This is a genomic window from Cupriavidus sp. GW822-FHT02D05, assembly GCF_058802485.1.
The window spans coordinates 1-19,425 of sequence record NZ_JBXAOE010000060.1; the positions used below are offsets into that span (position 1 = coordinate 1).

A 19,425-nucleotide genomic window follows, 5' to 3' on the forward strand; every position below is an offset into this window, starting at 1 on the left:
GGGAAAAGACCTGGCGCAGGCGCTGCAGCGCCTTGCCATATCGGGTGATCGAGCGTTCTGGCATCAAATGGGTATCGTAGCGCAGCGAAGAATCGACATCGATAGCAGGCTAGTCGATGTCAGCGAACCCGACAAGCAGCACGCACGCTAGTCCCGTGCTCACCGCGTGGAGCTGGGCCGGCGTCCCTCGCGCGCCGCAGCCAGCCTGGAGCCAAGGCGCAGTCCACATGAACTGCCCCATGGCTTGCCCAACTAGCCTGCCCCAGCCTGTAGGGCATCCAGTCGCCGCCGCATCTCGCCGGCCCGGTTCTGCAACTCCACCATCTCCGGTTGCAACAGCTTCTCCAGCGGGGTCGCGCCGTCCTGCCCGCTGGCGTCGAGGTGCCGCGCCACGAACTCGATCGCGGTCTGCGCGAGGCGGCGCCCATAGACCGGCACGTGGGGGGCGATGCGGTTGCGGGTCTGGTAGATCGATTCGAGATGGCTAGCCACGGCCGCCCGCGACACCGACTTGTCCGGGAAGACCCTCTTGAGCACCGGCTTCCACAGCGCGTGGTCGTAGTCGCCTGAGAGAAGGCGCTTCCAGAAATGGATCGAAGCCACGCGCTCACTGCAGGTGGCTCATTAGCCTCTCAGCAGCACACGTCGCTGTTGCCCCCGCTTTGGCGCGGTCTCATGCAGTGTCCCTCCGCCCTATGGCGCGCGCCGGTCTTACCCCCTCCGCCTTCAGCGAATGGGGGCGGTATGCCACAATCAATCCCCAATCCGCTGTCCGATACACCTTTCGAATACCACCTCCAGTGGGCGGTAGTCGCACACGACTGCCGCGACATTGGCATCGATCCACTCGGAAGCTTCGATGGCCCACCAACTGATTTCGAAGCCGACATTGACGATGATGTGCTCGAACAGGATGCGCTGGGCGCGCCCGTTCCCTTCTCTGAAGGGGTGGATCATGTTGAGGTCACCGAAATGCTCAGCCATGGCGCAGACTAGCTGAGGGCGCTCCCAATCCTCGAACCATGCTTGCCGCGCCATGGCGCGGAAGATCTTGTCAGCCTCCGGCTCGATTCGGCTGACGTTGCAAAAGCGTGTGCTTCCCTTCGAGATGTCGATGGTGCGAAAATCGCCCGCCCAGTCGTAGACATCGAGAAACAGCGTGTGGTGGATATGCTTCAGGTAGGCCAGATCGTAGGGGGGAAGCGAGAAATCGATCTGGCTAGCGGCAATCTCGGAGAGATCACGCTCGGCTTGCGCAAGCAGCGCATCGTTCTGGATGCCCAGCCGGTTACGCAGTATGTGCGTGTCCGGGTAGCAGTACGGATCCTGGCCGGTGCCGTACTTGTCCAAGGTCAGGCTGGTTTGCGATAGGTCTGCAACACAGCTTCACGCGAAGGCAACTTGCGCTTTGACTCAGCTGGCGTGACGTCGTAGCCCTCAAGACGCAGGCTTGCAGCATAGTTGGAACGACGCGTCTTGGCGCAGTAGGCGAGCTTGGCTTGCAGGTCGGGTTTCTTCACAGGAAACAGCTCGTTTGCAGTTTGCATATGACGATTACCATTATAACGGAACGCGTACCAATCTTCACCCACTGAGCAGTGGCGCATACTGCACCGCTCGCTAACCGTTCGATTTCAGATCGGCGCGCCCCGTGACTCCCGCGACTGGCACGCGGAAATGTTCTACCGTTTGCCCGGCGTGGATCGCCCGCTGCAGCCAGTCCGGTATGGCACCGCAGCCGTCCCAGCCCTGCCCGTGTGCGTTGCGATAGCGCACCGCTCCAGGCGATGGGGTCGGTAGAGGCTCGGCAAAGCAGCCTGCAGCCTGAAGGTGTTCCAGGGTCAGGCCGTGCTGGGCCATCTGGATGCGGATCCAGGTAATCGCTTCGGCGCGCTCGATCTCGATCGACTTCATTCTTGGTGCACAGATTTGAGGAAGTTGCGGGGCAGGATCCTGCGTTGTCGTCTCAAAGACCGTTGGGCCTCAACATTGTTCCGGCGGATCGCTGGTGTAAAGCAACCCGCTCGCTTGCGGATTGTGAATCACGTGGTCACCCCGCCGCTCAAAAATTAGTCAGACCCGAGGAGCCCGCCGGGCATCTGGTCCTCGCGCGGTTTGTCCATAGGCTTATCCCATCTCGCGGAGGACAAATCCTCGCCCCCTGCCCACCTCAGGCCGGGCCCGCCTTGAACTTGAACTTCAACTTGGTCTTGGTCGCTGGCACCTGGCGCCTGGTGGTTGCCAGGCGGCGCGACGCGGTGGCGTCAGCTTGTGCGCGCTCGGCCTGCCGCAGCGCCACTTCCAGTTCGGCCCGCAGCCCGTCTTGTGCCGCCTCGATCTCGGACGTAAGTGTAGATACCGACCGAGGCGGCGTGGCGCCTTGGGTCTTGCGTGTCTGCCAGACGCGCTGGCTTGTCTCCAGGCCCATCATTTCCGAGGAGGCGAGGTCCGACCTGCCCCAACTTGCCGCGATCGGATGGCGGTTCATGAACTCCAGAACTGCCGTACAGGCCTGAACCATTCGCCGCTCATCGCCCGCCCAGCGCATGACGTGACGTATGCTCGTGGCTGATAATTGTGGAATCATCCTGGCACACTCGGCCGCCGCGAGGCGGACTCCGGCTTCAGTGCAACCGGTAGTCGATCTCCTGCGTCTGATCGCCCTGGGTCAGCGTGACATGCGTGATCGAGATGCCGGGGTTGTCAGGATCCTTACGGTACTCGAAGGTTGCGACCGGGCGGTTGCGCGGGGCTGACAACGTCACCCGGCTTTTGTTGTCGTAGACCATCCGGCTCCTGGAATGATCGATATAGACGATGGCCGTCATGTTGTCGCGTTCGTCATATTCGAAGCCATACGCGTTCCCATTGGGATTGGCCTCGCGCACGAGCCGTCCTCTCGCGTCGTACTGGAACCGGATCGTCGCGCCCTTTTCATCCTGAACGGAAGTCACCAATCCCGTGGCGGGATCCTTCGTGGCCGTCAGAGCGCCGCCCGCCCGGCTCTCTACGCGGGTGCACGTGCCGCTGAGGGTGTAGATTTCACGGGCGATGCCGCAGCCTTCCGGGTAGGTGCGCACTAGGTTGTCGCCTTGGCGCACGATCCGGCTCTTCTCGCGGCAAGCATCGCCCTGAAACGTGTTCTTGGCAACGAACACCGCACCGTCGGGAATCGCCGACTCCATCGATGGGTAGGGCGGATCAAGCAGCGCGCTCTCGCTGAACGGCTTCAGTTCGCCTCGCTTCACCGCTTCCTTATAAAGATCCGTTTTGATAATTTCCTTGCGCCGGGCGACCCGGTTGAATTGGAACCTGTATTCCAGCTTGATATCCCGGCGCCGCTTCTCCATCTCCTCGCTGCGCTCGCTGCCAGACCCGCCCGGCTGCACGGCATATTGCGTGGTCGCGCCTACACCGTTCTCCTTCAGGGCGAGAGCGAGATCACCATACTCAACAAGCGTGATCCGGCTGTCCATCACTGTCGACCAGCCTAGGCCGTAGGCGCCCTGATAGTCGGAGAAAGAGTTATAGACGCGATGGAAGGGTTCGCCTGCGGGATCGTCCGCGTCCCTCAGCGTGCTGAAGGTGGTGGAGTAATTGCCGTTGCGCACATTCACGCCGTTGACGACGTAAAAGCTGCCCGCAGGCACGTCGATCACGCGCGGTGCCTGGGCCTGCGCGGTGCCGAGCAACGCGAGGGACAGGCAGCCAAGAAGAAGAGAAGGTCTGAGCATGGTCGGATTCATCCGTTAGCAGTTGAAAAATCGGATCGGACTGGGGCCCGCAATGGATGCGAGCACAAGGTGAGCAGCAGTAGGGGCCACTCCAGCCATGCATGGAAGCCCGCCGCCACTCCATACAACTGGCGTGCGCCGCCAAAGCGCTGCATGAAATAGATGGCCATGCCAGCGGTCGGCAGCAAAGTGCAGACACACAGCCAATATGGCACGGGTGCATGGCCGCTGCGTTGCCCCTCGGCGCTGGGCAACACCTTCAGCACGTAGTAGTAGTGCAGACACTGCGCCAGCACCGCCGCGCTGAGCAACGCTGCGCGCAGCACGCCGCCAGCAGCGCCGGAAAGGTCGGGTACTTGCCCATCCAGCCAGATCAGACCCAACCCGGTCAATGGCGCTGGCCACCAACCTGCGGCCCCCAGTGCGACCAGCCCTAGCGGCAGTATGAAAACCAGGCCCGCCATCAGGGCCTGCGGGCGGTAGCGCGGGTCGTCACGGGCCATGTCCCAGGCAAAGGCCACGGGCGTGAAGTTGTGCAGGAGCGCCAGCGCCAGCAGCACGTCACCAATGCGCCCCCATTCCAGCGTCACCCACACCGCGCCAGAAGCCAGCAGCGCCACCAGCCGCACCACCCAGCCCACCCTCTTGGGCACGGCGGCCACCACCAGCATCAACGCCGCCAGGGCCAGCAAGTCCAGCACCTGCTGGGCCTCCGGCGATACCACGCCAGCCCAAGCCAAGGCCCGCAGCGCCGCGTGCATCAGCAGCGCCAGCATCAACACCCTCCACCATGCCGCAGGCCAGCGCGCGAAATAGCGGCTGCGCAGAAAGCCCAACTCCCAGATCACGTGGGGCAGCCCGAACACCGCCAGCGCGCACACATACAGCGGCCCCGGCGCCAGTGCCGCCAACACGATGGCCAGTACCACGAAGCCGCCCAGCGAGCGGCTCACCACAGCAGCCACCCCACCGCGAAAGACGCCAGATTGGCCACCGCCGACGCCCTCAGCGCCGGCCTCCATGCCCCTGTAACACCCAGCCGCAGCACCCACCCTTCCACCAGCACCACGCCCAATTCAATCGACCACAGTCCCTGTGTGTAGTCGTGCGGCGACAAGTAGCTAACCGCCCGCCATGCCACCGGGTGGCTCAGCCCCGTGGCCAGCAGACCGAATAGGCTCGCGCGCCCCACGCCCCAGCGCCACAGGAAAGCCAGCAACAGCGGCAGTTCCACCAGCCAGGACAGCACCATCGCCTGCCATTGCGACACGCTACCCCCTTACTGCCACAGCTTGTCCAGCCAGCTGGCCGGACTGAACTGGCGTTCAAACGTTGGCGGCGACCCGCAGGTCATGACCTGCCGCAGGGCCTCCCGAGAACCCATGTAATAGAAGCGCTCGCTCTGCCACTTATTTGCGCAAGTGCCCGGATATTGCTCCGGCTTTCCGTCCACCCGCATCTCCACGGCGCAGACATCCCCGACGGCCCTGCCTTTGCAGAAACGGTCGGTGAGCGGCTGCGCCGGAGGCTTGCAGCCAAAGGGCAGCACGGGCGCGGGTTCGGAGGGATCGTTGCGCTGCACCCAGTCGATGTAGGGCTTGCACAACGCCGGGCTGGCCACGAAACCGCCAGACGGAACGTCGCTGTCGATCTCCACGCGTGTGGTGCGGATGCAGGATCGCTCAATTTCGCCTCGGTCGTTGACCGACGACCGGCACACGCCCGTCCCGCCGCCTTGCAGCGCGTTGCCCGGCAGTTCGCAGGCTGCATCCAACCTCTTGCCACGGCAGAACTGGTCTGTCTGATCGTAGGTTTTCGGGTTGTCCCGCAATCGCGCCCACGCATCCCGGATGTGGGGCGGCGTCACGTCGGCATGCGCCGTGGCGAACGCCAGCACGCCCCACGCCAGAATCAACACACGCCCACGCCCCATGCTCAATGTTTTCTGCATCCTCATCACCTTGCAACCAGGCTCTACTCAGCATGCCGGCACGGGCCGCGCATTCACCTTAAAGCGATAGGTCTTGCGGGCGGCGAACAGGCCCGCTGGCACAGACTGGAGCTCGATCACCCCACTGCTCACCGATCTCCCGGCTTCCAAGAACAACCCAACCCTAGGGCCGTCGCCATACGGCATGGCCAATTGTTCCACGCGGATTAACGAGAAGGAGGTCTCATCGCCCGAAGTCATGCGCCATCCGTCGCCCACCTGGCCAGGCAGGCTCAGCCACAAGGTGTTATTGTTGGCATCGACGGCAAAACTCGGCTCGCCGCCACTGCCGGCAACCTCCAGCCGCAGGGGCTCGCCCACAGGCTCCTCGTGCGGATAGATCATGCCTATCACCACGGCATAGGTCTTGCCGGAAGGCGTGTTCAGGCGCAATTCGGCTTTGCCGTAGCTGGCGGCGTGCACATAGATCCACCGCTGTTCGAACGCCCCTCCTGCCGCCGGATAACCCAAGCGCTCAACCGTCTCCCGATTCAGCACCTCCAGCGGAAGGCTCATGCCTTGTCGGATTACTCGGACGCTGGCGACTGTATCCTCGGGGGCCAGATAGGCATAAACCGCCCCTACGGGCATACGTTGCTCCAGAGGCGTTGGCTGGGCACCCGGTTCAGCCAGCGGCGGCTGAATGCGCGGCACCGGGCGCTCGTCCACGCGGCTCGGGTCGACACAGGCCACGGCGCTGATTTGCCCCAGGATCAACAATCCGGCAATGGGCCATTGGATTCGATAACGGAAGATCATTGGCGTCTTATCCCACTTTTCCTCTTACTTTGAGGTGCCGGTGCTGGCCTTTGTAGGCGTTGTGGTGTCCTGAAGTTTCCCGCCATTCTTCACATATTCCTGCTTTCTGGCCTCGCCCTCTTTTCTTGCCTGTTCCGAGGCTTTTTCAACATTCTGGCATCTCTTCTCCCTAAATGAACCAAAGCATCCCTGAGCATAAGCCCCTGTTGCGCCCAGCGCAAAAATACGTAGACGTCGATGCGGGAGTGACGATAGTTCATATGCTGTAGCGTGTCTGAAAGCGTCTGCGCGCTTCCCTTGATGCCTGTTCGAGCCTCTGCTCGCTAATTGCCGCGGCGCCACCATGCGCGTCGCATCGATCGAATCGAAATATGCAAGGCCTGCCTGTCCTGAAGGCACTCGCCGAATTTGACATAGGTTCGGCATGCGAAGTCAATGCCGTCATAGTTGTGGTGCCCGCCGTCGTCCACGAACGCGAGGTAACGACCGTAGAGATTGACGACTATCGCACCGCTGGGCAAGCCAATCCGCATCCGATACTCGTGACGCTCGGCGCCGGCAACGTCCACGAGGCAATCGCCATTTCCATCCGTGACGCGAAGCGAGACGGCGGTCGAACCGGACTGACGCCACGGAAACCAGTACCCTAACCATTGCTGCCATTGGCGCCATCGGGTCGCGTCGTTGGGCATTGCAACTCTCCTGTACCTCTCGATAGCGCCTCGGAACCGCACTTGGCACGCACACGCATCCATTCTTGTTCGGGCCCCACATCCATAAACTGCCGTCGACCCGCATCGCCGCCGAAAGCGTGCGTCCTGCCGCGATCTGTGCGAACCCGGCATCGATCTTCACGGGCTGCGCTCCGGCTGTCGTCGTACCGTCGCCGAGCTGTCCGTCGCGATTCTCACCCCAAGCCCACTGCCCGCCGTCCGCCTTCAATGCCAGCGTGTCAGGTTGTTTCAATTCGGGACAACTGCGCCTGCCAGGTCGGTCTGCGTCATCGAGAGGCTGGCGGCGACGTTGCCGCCTTGCCGGCCGCGGCCGCTCGTGCTTGGGCCTCCACCTCTGCCTGCATCGCGGCCCCGCGTCGCGCAGCCTCGCTTGCAGGGTCCGGACGGACGTACTGGTTGTTCACCATCGCGTAACAGTCGATACTCATTTTACGGGCGTTCTGCGAACACGAGTCGTTGTCCCGTCCCGCATGCTTTTTGAGGCAAACCTTTAGCAAGGCCCGCGCCATCTCGTCGCATCGTTGAAATTCGTCCGACGTCGGCGACGACATCACAGCCGTGCTGGCAAGCAGTGCACCACCGCACAGCGAGGCACCAATCGCTCGTCGCCATTCGGGTCGTTTCATGACCTCGCTCCACGAGAATGCCGAAGTTTGTACCGTCGCGCACTGAAGGCTACCTTCGGTCTGCATATCGCTCGAACATCGGTCAGCATAGCTACGGACTCTCTTGTCCCTGCGACGGTGAGTCGCCATCCAAATCCAACCCGCCATTTGGTCGGCATCGTTCAGCCGCGCTATCGTCTGCTTCGTACCCCGGCCGCCGTTGGCAGGCGAGCGAAGCTCGGGCCAGCCCTTTTCCGGCAGGGGTCGAAAGGTGCCAGCGATGGCGGTGAATGCGTCATCCGGATTCGAGGTCATTATTTGGGAGTCGTGCATGTGGCGTGGCCATCCGATTGGCACGGCGGGTTGTCACGTCTGCGCTTCTCGTCCTGTTCCTTAAGCTTTTGCACGCGAGCCTTCTCCGCGGCTTCGGCGTCGGCTTGCCCTTTTTTCTCTCGCGCCTCGGCCTCCGCCATGCCTCGCTTCATCTGCGCCTGGTATTCCTCTTCCGCCTTCCGCTTCGCGGTATCGTCGGTGTACAGCACAATACCGCCCATGTTGCCGCTGCTTGTCAATGACGATTTCGGCGCGCCACCGGACGTCTTTGTGCTGTCAGCCCGCTTTTGTTCGGATGCTGGTTTGCCGGCAGATGACGCCGAGGCGCCGGACGTGTCAGCGTTACCAGTCTTGCCAGCATCGCGGGAGGCCTCGTTTGCGCCACGATTGCCTGCTGCGGCGGAAGTCGTGCTGCCGGACGGGGAGTTCGCACCATTCGCTGCATTGGACCCGTTGCTGCCATTCGCCGCGCGCGCACTAGCACCCGGCGCGTTGGTACCGCCGTTGGCCGCACCCACGCCTCCCGACTGCATCTGCGGAGCCGCCTTGTTGCCCGGCCCGCCACGACCGCTCGGCCCTCCACCGTCAAGTCGTTCGTTTTCCGCCACGATACGGTCGAACTCCGCCCGATCAGGCAAGGGCGGCGGCCTCATTTGTGCGGCGATCGTGTTCAGCGACTGGCCGATGGTCTGGACCCATGCGCTGTTTTCCTGCGCAGCCCGTCGTGACGCTTCGGCTGCGCCCTGCATTCGTCCTTGCGACGCCCTGACGCGCTGCATCTCCGACTCGATGCGCGACTGCCCCATCTGAATCAGGTTCTTGAGACCATTCAGGCTTTCGAGGAACTTCTCGTTGACGCGTCGCCGTTCGTCCCATGTCAGCAAGGAATAGACCGGGACAAGTTTTGCAAAGTCCACGGGACGTGCAGCAAAGTTGCGCACGCATTCGCCAAAACGCGATGCGATGCCGTACGCCTGCGCCCAGTTGCTGCGAGCATTCGCCGGATTGGCCAAATCGTCATATCGGTCAGGGAAATCAAACAGCTCGCCGTTGCATTTATAGCCAAGCTCTTCTGCTGAGAACCCGCTATTGACAGCGAGTTGGATCTCGGTGCGGCGGTTGTAGCGCTCCGCGCTCAATGTCGCCTGTGCGATCTGCGCCGGGGTACTGCCCTCGAGCAGCACCTTCTCTACTTCGAGTGACTCACGCGATTTGGCGATATCAATCGGTCGGGCACCGTCCTTCGTAACGACCGCCTTCGACGCACCGGCGCGCAGCAGTGCAGTCGTGATGCCGGGGCTATTCACACTCGCGGCGTAGTGCAGCGGGGTGCCGCCGTACTTATCCTGTGCGTTGACATCCGCACCCGCCGCCAGCAGGACGATGACCACATTAATGCGTCTGAAAATGACCGCCTTATGCAGTGATTGCCGCCCGTCGCTGCAAGCCGTGTCGATGCGTGCACCGGCTTCCAACAATGCCTTGGTTTCCTGGCCGGAGTCAGACCACTCGGTGGACTGACAGAGGATGGCTTCCGCCCCGGGATTTTCTGCGCTCTTGGGTATCGCTTCCAGAGACGCGCCGGCAGTGACTAGCACCTTCAGCACGGCGGCATCTCCGCGCTTTGCAGCAATGTTGACGGCGCGATTGCCATACTTGTCCGCGGCATTGCCACGCGCGCCTAGCGCGAGCAGTCGCTTGACTTCGACGGGGTCCCGGTCGCCCACGGCAGTAATCAGCGCCGCATCTCGTTGCTCTGGCGACGAGAGTGGCTGACCGGCAGCAGCGGTTTGCAATAGCGACTGCGTCGCGGTGGACTTGCTCGTGACGGCGTAGTCCATGGCCGTATGCCCGTCGTTCGTGACAGCCGACACGTTCGCACCTGCCTCGAGTAGCCGTTTTACAGTCCGCGTGGCACCACGCGCCGCCGCGTAATGAAGCGGCTCCCAGCCCTTTGCGTCGCCCACGTTCACTTGGACGGCGCTTGCGAGGAGCGCCGCGATGACGGACTCAGTGTTGAAGTAATCGCGGCGGTCGGATGCCAAATGGATCGGGCGCATGCCGTCCGCAAGTGCGGCATTGGGGTCAGCTTTCGCTGCAATCAATGCGCTCACCCCCTCGGCGGTGCCTTTGGCCGCGGCGAAGTGCAGGGGTCGCCAGCCGTCTTTGCCTGGCACGTCGACCTTTGCACCGACCCCGACCAGCATGTCGATGATCGCGCTCTGTTTGTAGAGGTTTTCGTTCCAATAGGGGCGGCCAGCCTGCGCTGCGTAATGCAAAGGCTGGTTACCTTCCGGCGTCACAGCGTCGACCTTCGCGCCGCGTGCCAGCAGGATCTGCATGACACTTGTCATGCCGTTTTCCGCCGCGAGGTGGATCGGCTGCTTGCCGTCGCCGCTCTTTGCGTCGATTTTGGCGCCAGCAGCGAGCAGGATTTGCGTCGCTTCGATATAGCCCGCGTCGTCCATGCGTCGCAGGTCTCCGCTGTAGTGGGCTTCCTTACCTCGAGCCACCAGATGAAGCGGTTGAAATTGCCCTTCCTTGCCACTGGAAAGTGCGTCGGGCTTGGCGCCGGCGGCGAACAGCACTTTGAGCATTGCCGCGTCGCCATTGTTCGCGGCGTAATGTATTGCCTGCCAACCGGTCTTGTCCACAGCTGCGACGGACGTGCCTGCGGAGAGTTGCACCTTGACGACATCGATGTCGCGATTCTTCGCCGCGGATGTCATGAGTTCGATGCCGGCGTCCGCGCTACTAGGCCGTGCGCCGGCGTCCATCAGCAGTTTGACGTTCAGCGGGCGGTTCGCGGCTGATGCGATCATTAGCGGAGTTTTTCCGTCGCGATTTGGGACGTCGACCTTCGCCCCGGCGGCAATCAAGCGCTTCAGCGATTCGGTGTCGTCATGTCGCGCCGCCCCATGGATCACCTGCTCGCCGTTGGTATTGACCTCATCGACCTTCGCGCCTTTGGCCAGAAGGAACGTGAGCATTTCCGCATTGCCTTGCTCAAGCGCCGCCATCAACGCGGTGTAACCCCGCGGCTTGGGCGATGCCAGGCTGGCACCCGCGTCCAGGAGCACTTGCACCGCTTCGGGATTCCCGCTTGCGGCGGCAAACTCCATCGGGCGCAAGCCGTCCTCGGCGGATGCGTCGATTGTTGCGCCGGCCGTGATCAGCGCCTTCATGAGCGGGACGTTCGCCCTGAGCGCAGCGGCGTGAAGCGGGCGCATGCCATGCTCGCTTTCTGGAGCGTTGACGCTTACGCCAGCGTCGAGTAGGCGTTGGATGCCAATCTTGTCCCCGTCGGCAATGGCCTTGATGAGGGCATCGGTCTTTTGGTCGCTTGACATGCCGGCGATCGACACAGCTGAAACTGCGGTGGTGTCGCTGCCGTTCGTCTGCGCAGGCACTGAGCCGGAATAGATAACGCCGGCTGCCATCAAGCTGGCTAACGCGCTTATGGTGTTCTTCTTATAAAGCATACTTGTCGCCGCCATTGGAAGGCGCCACTCGCCCGAGGAAATTACTCCGACCTATCCAGCGCCTGCCACCCCCATTCCAGCCGTCGCAGTCACCGTCGATATCAGGGTGAAACGCAGGATTCGCAATTCCGTTGACATGTACGACGACGTCACTGCACAGCTCTGTCAGGTTAGTGGAGTCAAGACGAGCGGGTGGCTAGCTAGGAGTCTGTCGGGCTTTCAGCATCTGATAAGAAATTGCCTAAATATTGAGCAGTTTCGCGAGCTACGGGGCGGTAGAAGAACTACGCTTTCGGTTTTGAATCGTTTTATCGCCCTGTCGTGCGCATCATTTGTTCAAGTCCGACAGGAGGGTCGGCCGGGATTGGAAAATTATCTGAAGTTTCACATATTTGTGAATCCCGGCCATCCCTCTTGTTGCAAGCGGGCCCTCGCGATTCTACCGCCAGAATTGGCACGAAAGGCACGACTACCCCGTGGCGGACGCGATTCGCGGATACGCGGCGACGTCACCACCGTTGCGAGCACAGTGCGCGTAACGACGGACTGCCGCCTCGGCGCTTTACGAGGCCCCTCACTGGAATAGCTCTGTTGCTTGACTTGGCGCAGCTAGTCCCTCGGGTAGACCCTATCCCCGACATCTTCCCCATCGGAGGTCAGCACGGACTCCTTCTCCTCCAGCAGTGTTCCGTCCGGGGAGAAGGCGAACGAGACCGTTCGTTCCGATCGCTTCCTGCCGTTGCACATCAGCGTCGCCTGCACCTTGTAGTGATTCACGTCCCGCCCGCTGATGTGACTGTACGTCTCCATGCATCCGTTGCGATTCAGAAAGCCGGTGACCGTGTCGGCCTGCTCGTCATAGAAGAAGGTGAACTGGGTGTTGTCCGGATATTTGACGGACCGGAGGTTCCGCGTAGGGCTGTAGAGAAACTCGTAGCGCTTCGTCCAAGCGTTGTCGATCGCTGCTAGCTCGTTGTCCTTCACGTCAAACACGGCTTTGAATCCTTCACTGCTACTCACGTTTTGAAGCAGTGACCCCTGGTAGGTGAAGGTGATCGCGCCGCCGGCGGGACCCGTTATGGACTGCACACGCCCGCCTTCTTCAGTTTGAACACTCAGCCCGGCGACCGAGATCAGCTTTCCATCCCAGCCGTAGGCCTTGTAGGGCTGCGACATATCTGGACGCCATACCTGGATCTGTTTCGGGCCGATCCGAACGGTCTCGAACGTCGCGGGACTGGTCAAAGCGACCGGCGCCGCGGCGTTGGCCACCTCCCGCAATGGACGCCCCTTGAACGATGCCCTGAACTTCGGCTCGAGTTCAAACCGGTTCGCATCTCCAAATTCCTTGCCAGTGCCGCAGTTCTCGATCGTAATCGATTGCCCATCTATCACTGCCCTGGATTCGAGGTCAATATGAACCTCAGCCGAGCCATCCTTGATGTGAACCGCGTTACACCAACCCAGACCAAGGGAGTTGCTATAGAGAGTCCTCGACTTGTACTCGTGGACGATGGTCGCCCACGGCATCGAAAGTGAGGCGAGTTCGTAGGTGGCTTCGAGGCGCCGCAACTCGACCTTCACCCCTAGGGCGTGCGCCGCACCGCCAGACGAAACAAGTACCACTGCCGCTAAGCTCTTGATTGCGTTCATTGGTGGACCCTTGCGATTTCGGTGTATCCGTCCGGGGAGAAGCGTACGCGCCAGGTTGCCCCGTCCTTCAGTAGCTTGACAGTACCCTCGCCGACCGGGTTGCCGCTCTCGAATTGCCCGACGACCACCCGCTCGCCTTTAATCTCCAAGGAACCGGTCCCGTTGGGCTTGCACCGCCCTTCGACGTACGCACAATCGCCTGCGTAACGCGAGCGCGGGTCGTCCCTCTCGATATATGCCTGACCACCGCGCAGGTCAACACGCTCCCAGGAGCCATCCGCGGATTTGTAGATCGCACGGAACGCCTTAAGGGGCGCCACATGCGGTTCAAAACGATCGTAGGCCATGATTAAGCAAGTCACGCCACCCGAACTCGGCTCTCTGGCGCAACCGGTCCTCTCATAGGGCCGAGCGATGTTCGCACGAACATCTGGTGTTGTTATCCCGTCCCCGCTCCCACCAAAGGAGATCCGCGTCGACTCAGCGCGTAGTACAGCGACGTAAAAGTCAAACGGAGACACGCCTTTTCGGAGGACAGGTTCGATGGCAGGGCCAAGGCGAACCTTGAGGTACTCCGCAAACTTCGCGTCCAGCGTCGGTACGTATGGGAAGTCGATGATGGCACCACCGCTACTGTTCGCATCCGCACCTCCGTCGCCGCCAGGGACCCAGGCTTTGGCGATTTCCAACCCCTTGGCAGCGAGATAGTAGAGCCCATCACTCTTTTCGATCGTAGCCGGGGGCACCCGCGTCAGCCGCGAGCCGATCTCGCCGCAATAGAGACCGATGCCGATCGCCTCCGCAGCAGATGCCGTCACCGGCGCGTAGTCGGAAACCTGGGGCTTCTTACCTGCTCGCGCATCACGGAACGACAGGCCATTGTTGTAAGCGATATGCGTCGCTCGGGCCATCAACGGGTCGACGCCATCTGCCGCCTTTGTCTTGATGGCCAAACAGGTGCCACTTTCATGGACCACCAGACTCGCTCTCTGCCCCTTCTTTGCCAAGAAGTGTGCAAAGTCACCGTCTGAAGGCAATGGAAGGCTCTCATTGGGGTGCGAGTGAACGGCAGCCAGCGCCTCGCCATCGCATGTGTACTTGCTGTACTCAAGCTCGATAACTAGCGCATCACCATCCTGTATCTCCCCGGCCACCCATGTCCTCCCACTTACACTGGTCGAACCCACCATCTCGATGGCTTGACGGAGTTCTTTCTCCAGGGAAGCGAACTGCTCTGGTGGCAGTTTGCTTCTGGCCGCCATCAATTCGGCATAGGCGCGCATCGCCTTTTCACGATCACTCGTCCGAGCCTCGGCCCGCAAAGTCAGGCACGCACCAGCTTCGCGGTTGATGATGGCGGTACGCGCTCGCAGCGAGCGAAGGCCTTTCACCCATGCTGCTGGCAACTCGAACTCGCTTGGCAGCTCCGTTGGGGTCTCGGCAATCTTGAGGCCGCTCAGCAAATATTCCGATTCAGTCCAGGTTGGCGGAGTAGCGGGCTGAGCGTGGGCGCCCACGGCGAGTGCAGACAACGTCGCGAAAATCACCCCTCTGACCTTAGCCATGCCCTCTCCCTTTCGTCTAGTTATGATTGCTGCCAGCGAGTCTAACAGGTGGGCACCAGCCTTGTTGATCCGGTGTTGGGGTGGGTGATCGTCGAAAGTCCTGCGATTTTCGCGAGGTTTCCCGGTATGCTAATCTCGGTCTTCCATCTGGCTCGATACCAATCAATTGATTCGACAATGGCGTCACCGACGCTCAGATGTATCGACTACCGACGAAGGCGAAGCCAACGTCGAGTTCCTCCGGAAAATCCTTCAGGTGAGCCAGCAGGGTCCGCTCCAATTCGCGCTCGCGTGCCTGAACGCACACCGCCGTATCCGCTCACGCATGCCGAGTGGTGCGATATATCAGTGGGAATTCGAGCGGCACGGCGAAACGTCGCATATCGATGGTAAAGGCGCGAAAGACGCTCGACGAGCCGGGCCTGATGCTTGCGGCGGCGCGAGCCCGGATCGGTCTTACGTATCTGACCGAATGGAACGTCGCCGCGGATCTGGAAGCTGGCACGCTGGCACGCTGGTTCGCGTGTTGGACGATTGGACGTCCCCGCTCGACGGCCTCTGTCTGTACTATCCGGGCCGCCGCCACGTCCGGCCTGACTGCGCGCGCTGATCGACATGATCCGCGAACACGCCGACGCGCGGCGGGCGCGGCGTCAGCGCACATCCGCATAGGGGACGGAGCCCGGCGCACGGACTTGGAGGGTCTAACAAAATGACGTGTCGCCAGCAGATGATGCAATAAGCGATCTTCAGGAAGGCCTCATGGATGGTGGCGAGGCGCTCGAAGCGGACGCACAATCGTTTGAAGTTGTGCAGCCAGGCAATCGTTCGTTCAACGACCCAGCGGGTTTTGCCAAGACCGCTGCCGTGCGGTTGCCCCGACGCGCGATCTCAGTGGCAATGCCCGCGGCATGAAGCGGACTGCGGTACTTGTCGTGGTCGTATCCACGATCACCCTGAACGATGAGTGGCTTGGATAGTGGTCGACAGCGTTTGCCGCGCAGAGGCGGAATCGCTTCGATTAGCGTTGCGGCTGGCCCAGAACCAGCACCCCGAGCGCGCAGCCAACGCGTCGCCCTCGAACATGGCCGGTGCCGCCTCCAGGTCGAAGCCGAGCGCGACGCCGGATGCCCGGTAGTTCGCGCGCCCCCGTGATCTGGATGAGACCCCGGGCCATGAAGCGCTTGCCGTCCCCGGGCTGGCTGTTGCCGAGCTCGTAGGGCTTCTGGTTGCGGCTGGCTCTGTCCGCCGGCGGCCACGCCGCGAGGTCGCGTTCGTAGCGCATCTGCGCAGGCGTCGGCCCTCACAGCTCGCGGGTTAGCGAGAAGCCCAGCGACTCGTGGCAGACCTGGCGACCCACGCGGCTACGCGCGGCGGCGACAGGATCCCGAACTCGAAGAGTGCGGGTTCGACGTGTGGCCACCAGCGAGCCGCGAGCGCCGGCGCCAGGCAGGCGGCGGTCTGGAAGATTTGTTGGCCCATGCGGACTCCAGAATAGGAAAAAACCACCCGAAGGTGGCTTTGTGTGCGGAAGACCGCGCGTGGAATGAAGCGGCATGCACCTGGTCTGTCGCTGAATATTCTTAAGCGTTGGCCGACAACTACAGATGAATTAGAGGTCCCCTATATCAGATATTGATATGCTTAAATTCACGCCTCGCAGCGGTAGCTGCTTCACCTTTAGCGCCGCTGCGCAGGATCGGACTGGACTCCCCCCGCGCGGTCCGGTCTTTTTTTTTGCGCATGCAATGGGCATGAAAAAGCCACCCGAAAGTGGCTGCTGGCTATGGCTGCCGGCGCGGCTACTAGCCGACTTCTGATTGAAACGCTACCTGCTGCGCTGCGGCATATCCGAGGATCGACACGCCGTCGTTATCTAGCTTCCTTGGCTGCACGGACAGTTCAACCATCGGCGTATCCGGATACATCTCGGAGAGAATTTCGTCCGCGTCATCCCTGGATTCGAATGGACCGAAGTGAATAACTCGCGGCCCGGTGACTACGCCGAACAACCACTCTCCTGTGCCTAGCGGGTACATAACCGCCAGTGAGCGCTCATGCCGATACATATTTGCCTCCAGATCTTTTCATGACCATCAACATCTCTATCGTAGGAAATCTGTTTGGAGCAACAAGTATCGTCAAGCCCACACACCGTCGACTCCGGCGCGACTACGCTGTTCCCCAGCGTCGGCATCTCGCCAGCTACAGCACCGCCGATTGCTTCTTATATTTTTGACCCCGGAAAAAAGGAGCCCGCACGTGGCGGGCTGATGAATGATCGCGTGGCGTCCGCCCGCAGATGCGCTGCGGCGGTGTGCTGACCATCGCGCCGAAGACCCTGCTACGCGATCGGGCTCCGGAGAAGGAAGCCGACGCTATGCAGCGTGTGGCCATGGCGCTCCTGTAGTTCGCGCCCAACGTGGTGCCGAGGAAGCGTCCGTGCTAGTCGACGTGTCGGCCAGCCTGCGGCTGTTCGGCGGCATCTGCCAGTTGCGCCACCGCATGTGCGCCTCGGTCGCTGCGCAGGGGTTCAGCGCGGCCTCCGGCTGTGCGCCGACGGCCCAAGGCGCTTGGCTGTTGGCCCACGCCGGCGGTGGAAACACCCTCAAGATCGAAGCATTGGAACGCGGGCAGGGCGCCCTCTCCGTCGGCACCCTGCCCGCCGCACGACCATTCCTGGAATGGCTGGATGGACTGGGGTGCCGTTGCCTTGGCGATATTCGCCGGCTGCCGCGGGCCGGGCTGCAGCGGCGGTGCTGCCGCGAACTGAACGAGGAGATGGATCGCGCCCTGGGCCAAGCGCCAGAGATCTTCGAATGGCTACAAGCCCCGCCAACCTTCTCCGCGCAGGTCGACCTCCCCGATCACATCGAGCATGCGGAGGCCACCCTGCTCTACAGCCGCGGGCTCATCGTGCAGACGCTGGGCTGGCTGGCCGCGCACCACTTGGCGGTCACCAAAGTCCTGGTGGAACTCAAACACGAGCGCGGCCGCGAGGCGCTGGCGCCAACCATCATCGAGATCGCGCTGGCAGAGCCCAGCTGGAGTGAGGATCACCTATTGCGCTTGCTGCGGGAGCGGCTGGCGCAGCTGCAGATCGATGCCCCAATATCGCGGTGCGCCTGTCCGTCACCGACGTGCAGGCCAAAGCGCCGCCGAGCGAACTTGGATAGGCATGATGTGCAGGTCCTGGCCGCCGGCGACACACTGCGAGCCCTCGCGGGCCACCGACGCAATGCGCTCTGGCAGGCCACGACCGCAGTGCCCGACAAGGATCTGTTGCGACCTGCCGACGTGCCGGAAGAGGTCCCGTCACTGGTGGCGCCTAGGGAAGGCGAGGCCATCACCGCGGACTATCGATCGATGGGCTTGGCCCTCATCCGGCATCCGCTCGCGCTGCTGCGCCGACATCTCTCCGACCGCCGCTTTGTGCCGGCGGAAACGCTATTTCGCTATCAGGACCGCCAGCTGGCCCGCGGCGCTGGCATCGTGACGGTGCGACAGCGCCCCAGCACCGCGAACGGCGTGCTGTTCATGAACATCGAGGATGAGACAGGATCGGTCAACGTGATCGTTTGGCCGTCGGTGCTGGAACGGTTCCGCAAAGAGGTGCTGGGCGCTCGCTTGATCGGTATCCTGGGCCAGTGGCAGTGCGAGGGCGAAGTGAGGCACCTCGTTGCACAGAGGTTGGTGGATCTCACCCCCCGCTCGGCCATCTGGAAACGAGCAGCCGCGATTTCTGCTAGATGACGGATGCAGCTAGATTCAAAACGCCATGCCGATGGCTGTCCGTTCTGCCTTTTGTCTATTTCGCGACGAATCTTGTGGTTTCCGCGCGAGATCAATTTCCGGCTGCTGTCTACGATCTTCCATTCAAACGTCAAGGAGGATCCAGACATGCCATTATTCGCCCCCTCGCCACGCCCCGCCTCCCGCACGGGAGACGCCGCATGAACAAGAACCGGCTCGGACTGCTCACCGGCACGCACGCGGTCAACGATCTCTATCAGGGGCTGGTGCCGGCCCTGCTGCCCTTCATGGTGCTGGAGCGCGGCTACAGCTACGCGGCCGTGAGCGGCCTGATGCTGGCGGCCACCGGCCTTTCCAGCGTGGTGCAGCCCCTGTTCGGCGCCTATGCCGACCGCGCGCACCGCGGCTGGCTGGTGCCCACCGGCTTCCTGGTGGCCGCGCTCGGCGTAGTGCTGGCAGGCATGGCGTCCACCTATCTTGCCACCTGGGTGGCCATCGCGCTGAGCGGCCTCGGCATCGCCGCCTACCATCCGCCCGCCACGGTGGCCGCCCGCGCCGCCGGCGGCACCTCGCAAAAGGTAATGAGCGTGTTCTCCGTGGGAGGCACCGTCGGTGCGTCGTTCGCGCCTTTGCTGGCCGCGCTCGCGGTTGGGGGCGGCGCGCTGGCGCACAGCTACCTGCTGGGCATCCCGGCCGTGCTGATGGCCGTGCTGTGGCTGGTCGCGTCGGCGCGTCCGGCTGCCGTGCCCGGCGCAGCCGCGGCCAGACGTTCACAGGCGGCGCCGGTGCCCAATCAATGGCGCGCCTTCGGCCTGCT

Annotated in this window: 17 protein-coding genes and 4 pseudogenes; 3 read left to right on the forward strand and 18 right to left on the reverse strand. The window is 62.3% G+C overall.

The features are described 5' to 3' along the window. Positions 1-252: 252 nt before the first annotated feature. From AC1RQK_RS39790 to AC1RQK_RS39865, 16 genes and pseudogenes are all read right to left on the reverse strand, one after another. Complete coding sequence (locus tag AC1RQK_RS39790) at positions 253-603, reverse strand: hypothetical protein (RefSeq protein WP_492815073.1); 351 nt, start codon at positions 601-603, stop codon at positions 253-255. A 150-nt stretch (positions 604-753) separates the two neighbouring features. Next, positions 754-1,350 (reverse strand): Fic/DOC family protein, encoded by a 597-nt coding sequence (locus AC1RQK_RS39795; protein WP_492815075.1) that lies wholly within the window; start codon positions 1,348-1,350, stop codon positions 754-756. Between the two features lie 2 nt (positions 1,351-1,352). Beyond that, entirely contained in the window at positions 1,353-1,547 is a 195-nt protein-coding gene (locus AC1RQK_RS39800) for a YhfG family protein (protein WP_416047089.1), read from the reverse strand. 73 nt (positions 1,548-1,620) lie between these two features. After that, positions 1,621-1,914, reverse strand: coding sequence for an H-NS histone family protein (locus tag AC1RQK_RS39805; RefSeq protein WP_416047090.1), 294 nt, complete (start codon positions 1,912-1,914; stop codon positions 1,621-1,623). Positions 1,915-2,327: 413 nt separating this feature from the next. Continuing rightward, positions 2,328-2,614: pseudogene (locus AC1RQK_RS39810) on the reverse strand (Tn3 family transposase); the annotation flags it as partial. A 10-nt stretch (positions 2,615-2,624) separates the two neighbouring features. After that, entirely contained in the window at positions 2,625-3,734 is a 1,110-nt protein-coding gene (locus tag AC1RQK_RS39815) for an RHS repeat domain-containing protein (RefSeq protein ID WP_492815078.1), read from the reverse strand. An 8-nt stretch (positions 3,735-3,742) separates the two neighbouring features. Beyond that, complete coding sequence (locus AC1RQK_RS39820; RefSeq protein WP_492815080.1) at positions 3,743-4,687, reverse strand: hypothetical protein; 945 nt, start codon at positions 4,685-4,687, stop codon at positions 3,743-3,745. Then, positions 4,684-5,004, reverse strand: coding sequence for a hypothetical protein (locus AC1RQK_RS39825; protein ID WP_492815082.1), 321 nt, complete (start codon positions 5,002-5,004; stop codon positions 4,684-4,686). Before AC1RQK_RS39825 ends, AC1RQK_RS39820 begins: the two co-directional genes overlap by 4 nt. 9 nt (positions 5,005-5,013) lie before the next feature. Beyond that, entirely contained in the window at positions 5,014-5,685 is a 672-nt protein-coding gene (locus AC1RQK_RS39830; protein WP_492815084.1) for a hypothetical protein, read from the reverse strand. Between the two features lie 27 nt (positions 5,686-5,712). Beyond that, positions 5,713-6,483, reverse strand: coding sequence for a hypothetical protein (locus AC1RQK_RS39835; RefSeq protein WP_492815086.1), 771 nt, complete (start codon positions 6,481-6,483; stop codon positions 5,713-5,715). A 323-nt stretch (positions 6,484-6,806) separates the two neighbouring features. Then, positions 6,807-7,175 (reverse strand): hypothetical protein, encoded by a 369-nt coding sequence (locus tag AC1RQK_RS39840; protein ID WP_416047303.1) that lies wholly within the window; start codon positions 7,173-7,175, stop codon positions 6,807-6,809. 118 nt (positions 7,176-7,293) lie between these two features. Then, positions 7,294-7,449, reverse strand: a pseudogene (locus AC1RQK_RS39845) (hypothetical protein); the annotation flags it as partial. 34 nt (positions 7,450-7,483) lie between these two features. Continuing rightward, positions 7,484-7,843, reverse strand: a complete 360-nt coding sequence (locus AC1RQK_RS39850; RefSeq protein WP_492815088.1) for a hypothetical protein — start codon at positions 7,841-7,843, stop codon at positions 7,484-7,486. A 293-nt stretch (positions 7,844-8,136) separates the two neighbouring features. Continuing rightward, on the reverse strand, positions 8,137-11,637 hold the full coding sequence (locus AC1RQK_RS39855; protein ID WP_492815090.1) for an ankyrin repeat domain-containing protein: 3,501 nt from the start codon (positions 11,635-11,637) through the stop codon (positions 8,137-8,139). 609 nt (positions 11,638-12,246) lie between these two features. After that, entirely contained in the window at positions 12,247-13,290 is a 1,044-nt protein-coding gene (locus AC1RQK_RS39860; RefSeq protein WP_492815092.1) for a hypothetical protein, read from the reverse strand. Further along, positions 13,287-14,855, reverse strand: coding sequence for a hypothetical protein (locus AC1RQK_RS39865; RefSeq protein ID WP_492815094.1), 1,569 nt, complete (start codon positions 14,853-14,855; stop codon positions 13,287-13,289). The genes AC1RQK_RS39860 and AC1RQK_RS39865 overlap by 4 nt, the downstream gene beginning before the upstream one ends. Before the next feature lie 289 nt (positions 14,856-15,144). Between AC1RQK_RS39865 and AC1RQK_RS39870 the strand changes: the two are divergent. Further along, positions 15,145-15,527: pseudogene (locus AC1RQK_RS39870) on the forward strand (LysR substrate-binding domain-containing protein); the annotation flags it as partial. A gap of 51 nt (positions 15,528-15,578) precedes the next feature. On the opposite strand, the pseudogene AC1RQK_RS39875 reads toward AC1RQK_RS39870, so the two are convergent. Further along, positions 15,579-15,880: pseudogene (locus tag AC1RQK_RS39875) on the reverse strand (transposase); the annotation flags it as partial. Between the two features lie 780 nt (positions 15,881-16,660). Then, a complete protein-coding gene (locus AC1RQK_RS39880) occupies positions 16,661-16,867 on the reverse strand; it encodes a hypothetical protein (RefSeq protein ID WP_492815096.1) in 207 nt (68 codons plus the stop codon). A 430-nt stretch (positions 16,868-17,297) separates the two neighbouring features. Here AC1RQK_RS39880 and AC1RQK_RS39885 point away from each other — a divergent pair, with 430 nt between their 5' ends. Both AC1RQK_RS39885 and AC1RQK_RS39890 read left to right on the forward strand, forming a co-directional pair. After that, positions 17,298-18,608, forward strand: a complete 1,311-nt coding sequence (locus AC1RQK_RS39885; RefSeq protein WP_492815098.1) for a Y-family DNA polymerase — start codon at positions 17,298-17,300, stop codon at positions 18,606-18,608. 200 nt (positions 18,609-18,808) lie between these two features. Beyond that, positions 18,809-19,425: MFS transporter (locus AC1RQK_RS39890; RefSeq protein WP_492815100.1), on the forward strand; the 617-nt coding region annotated here is incomplete at its 3' end.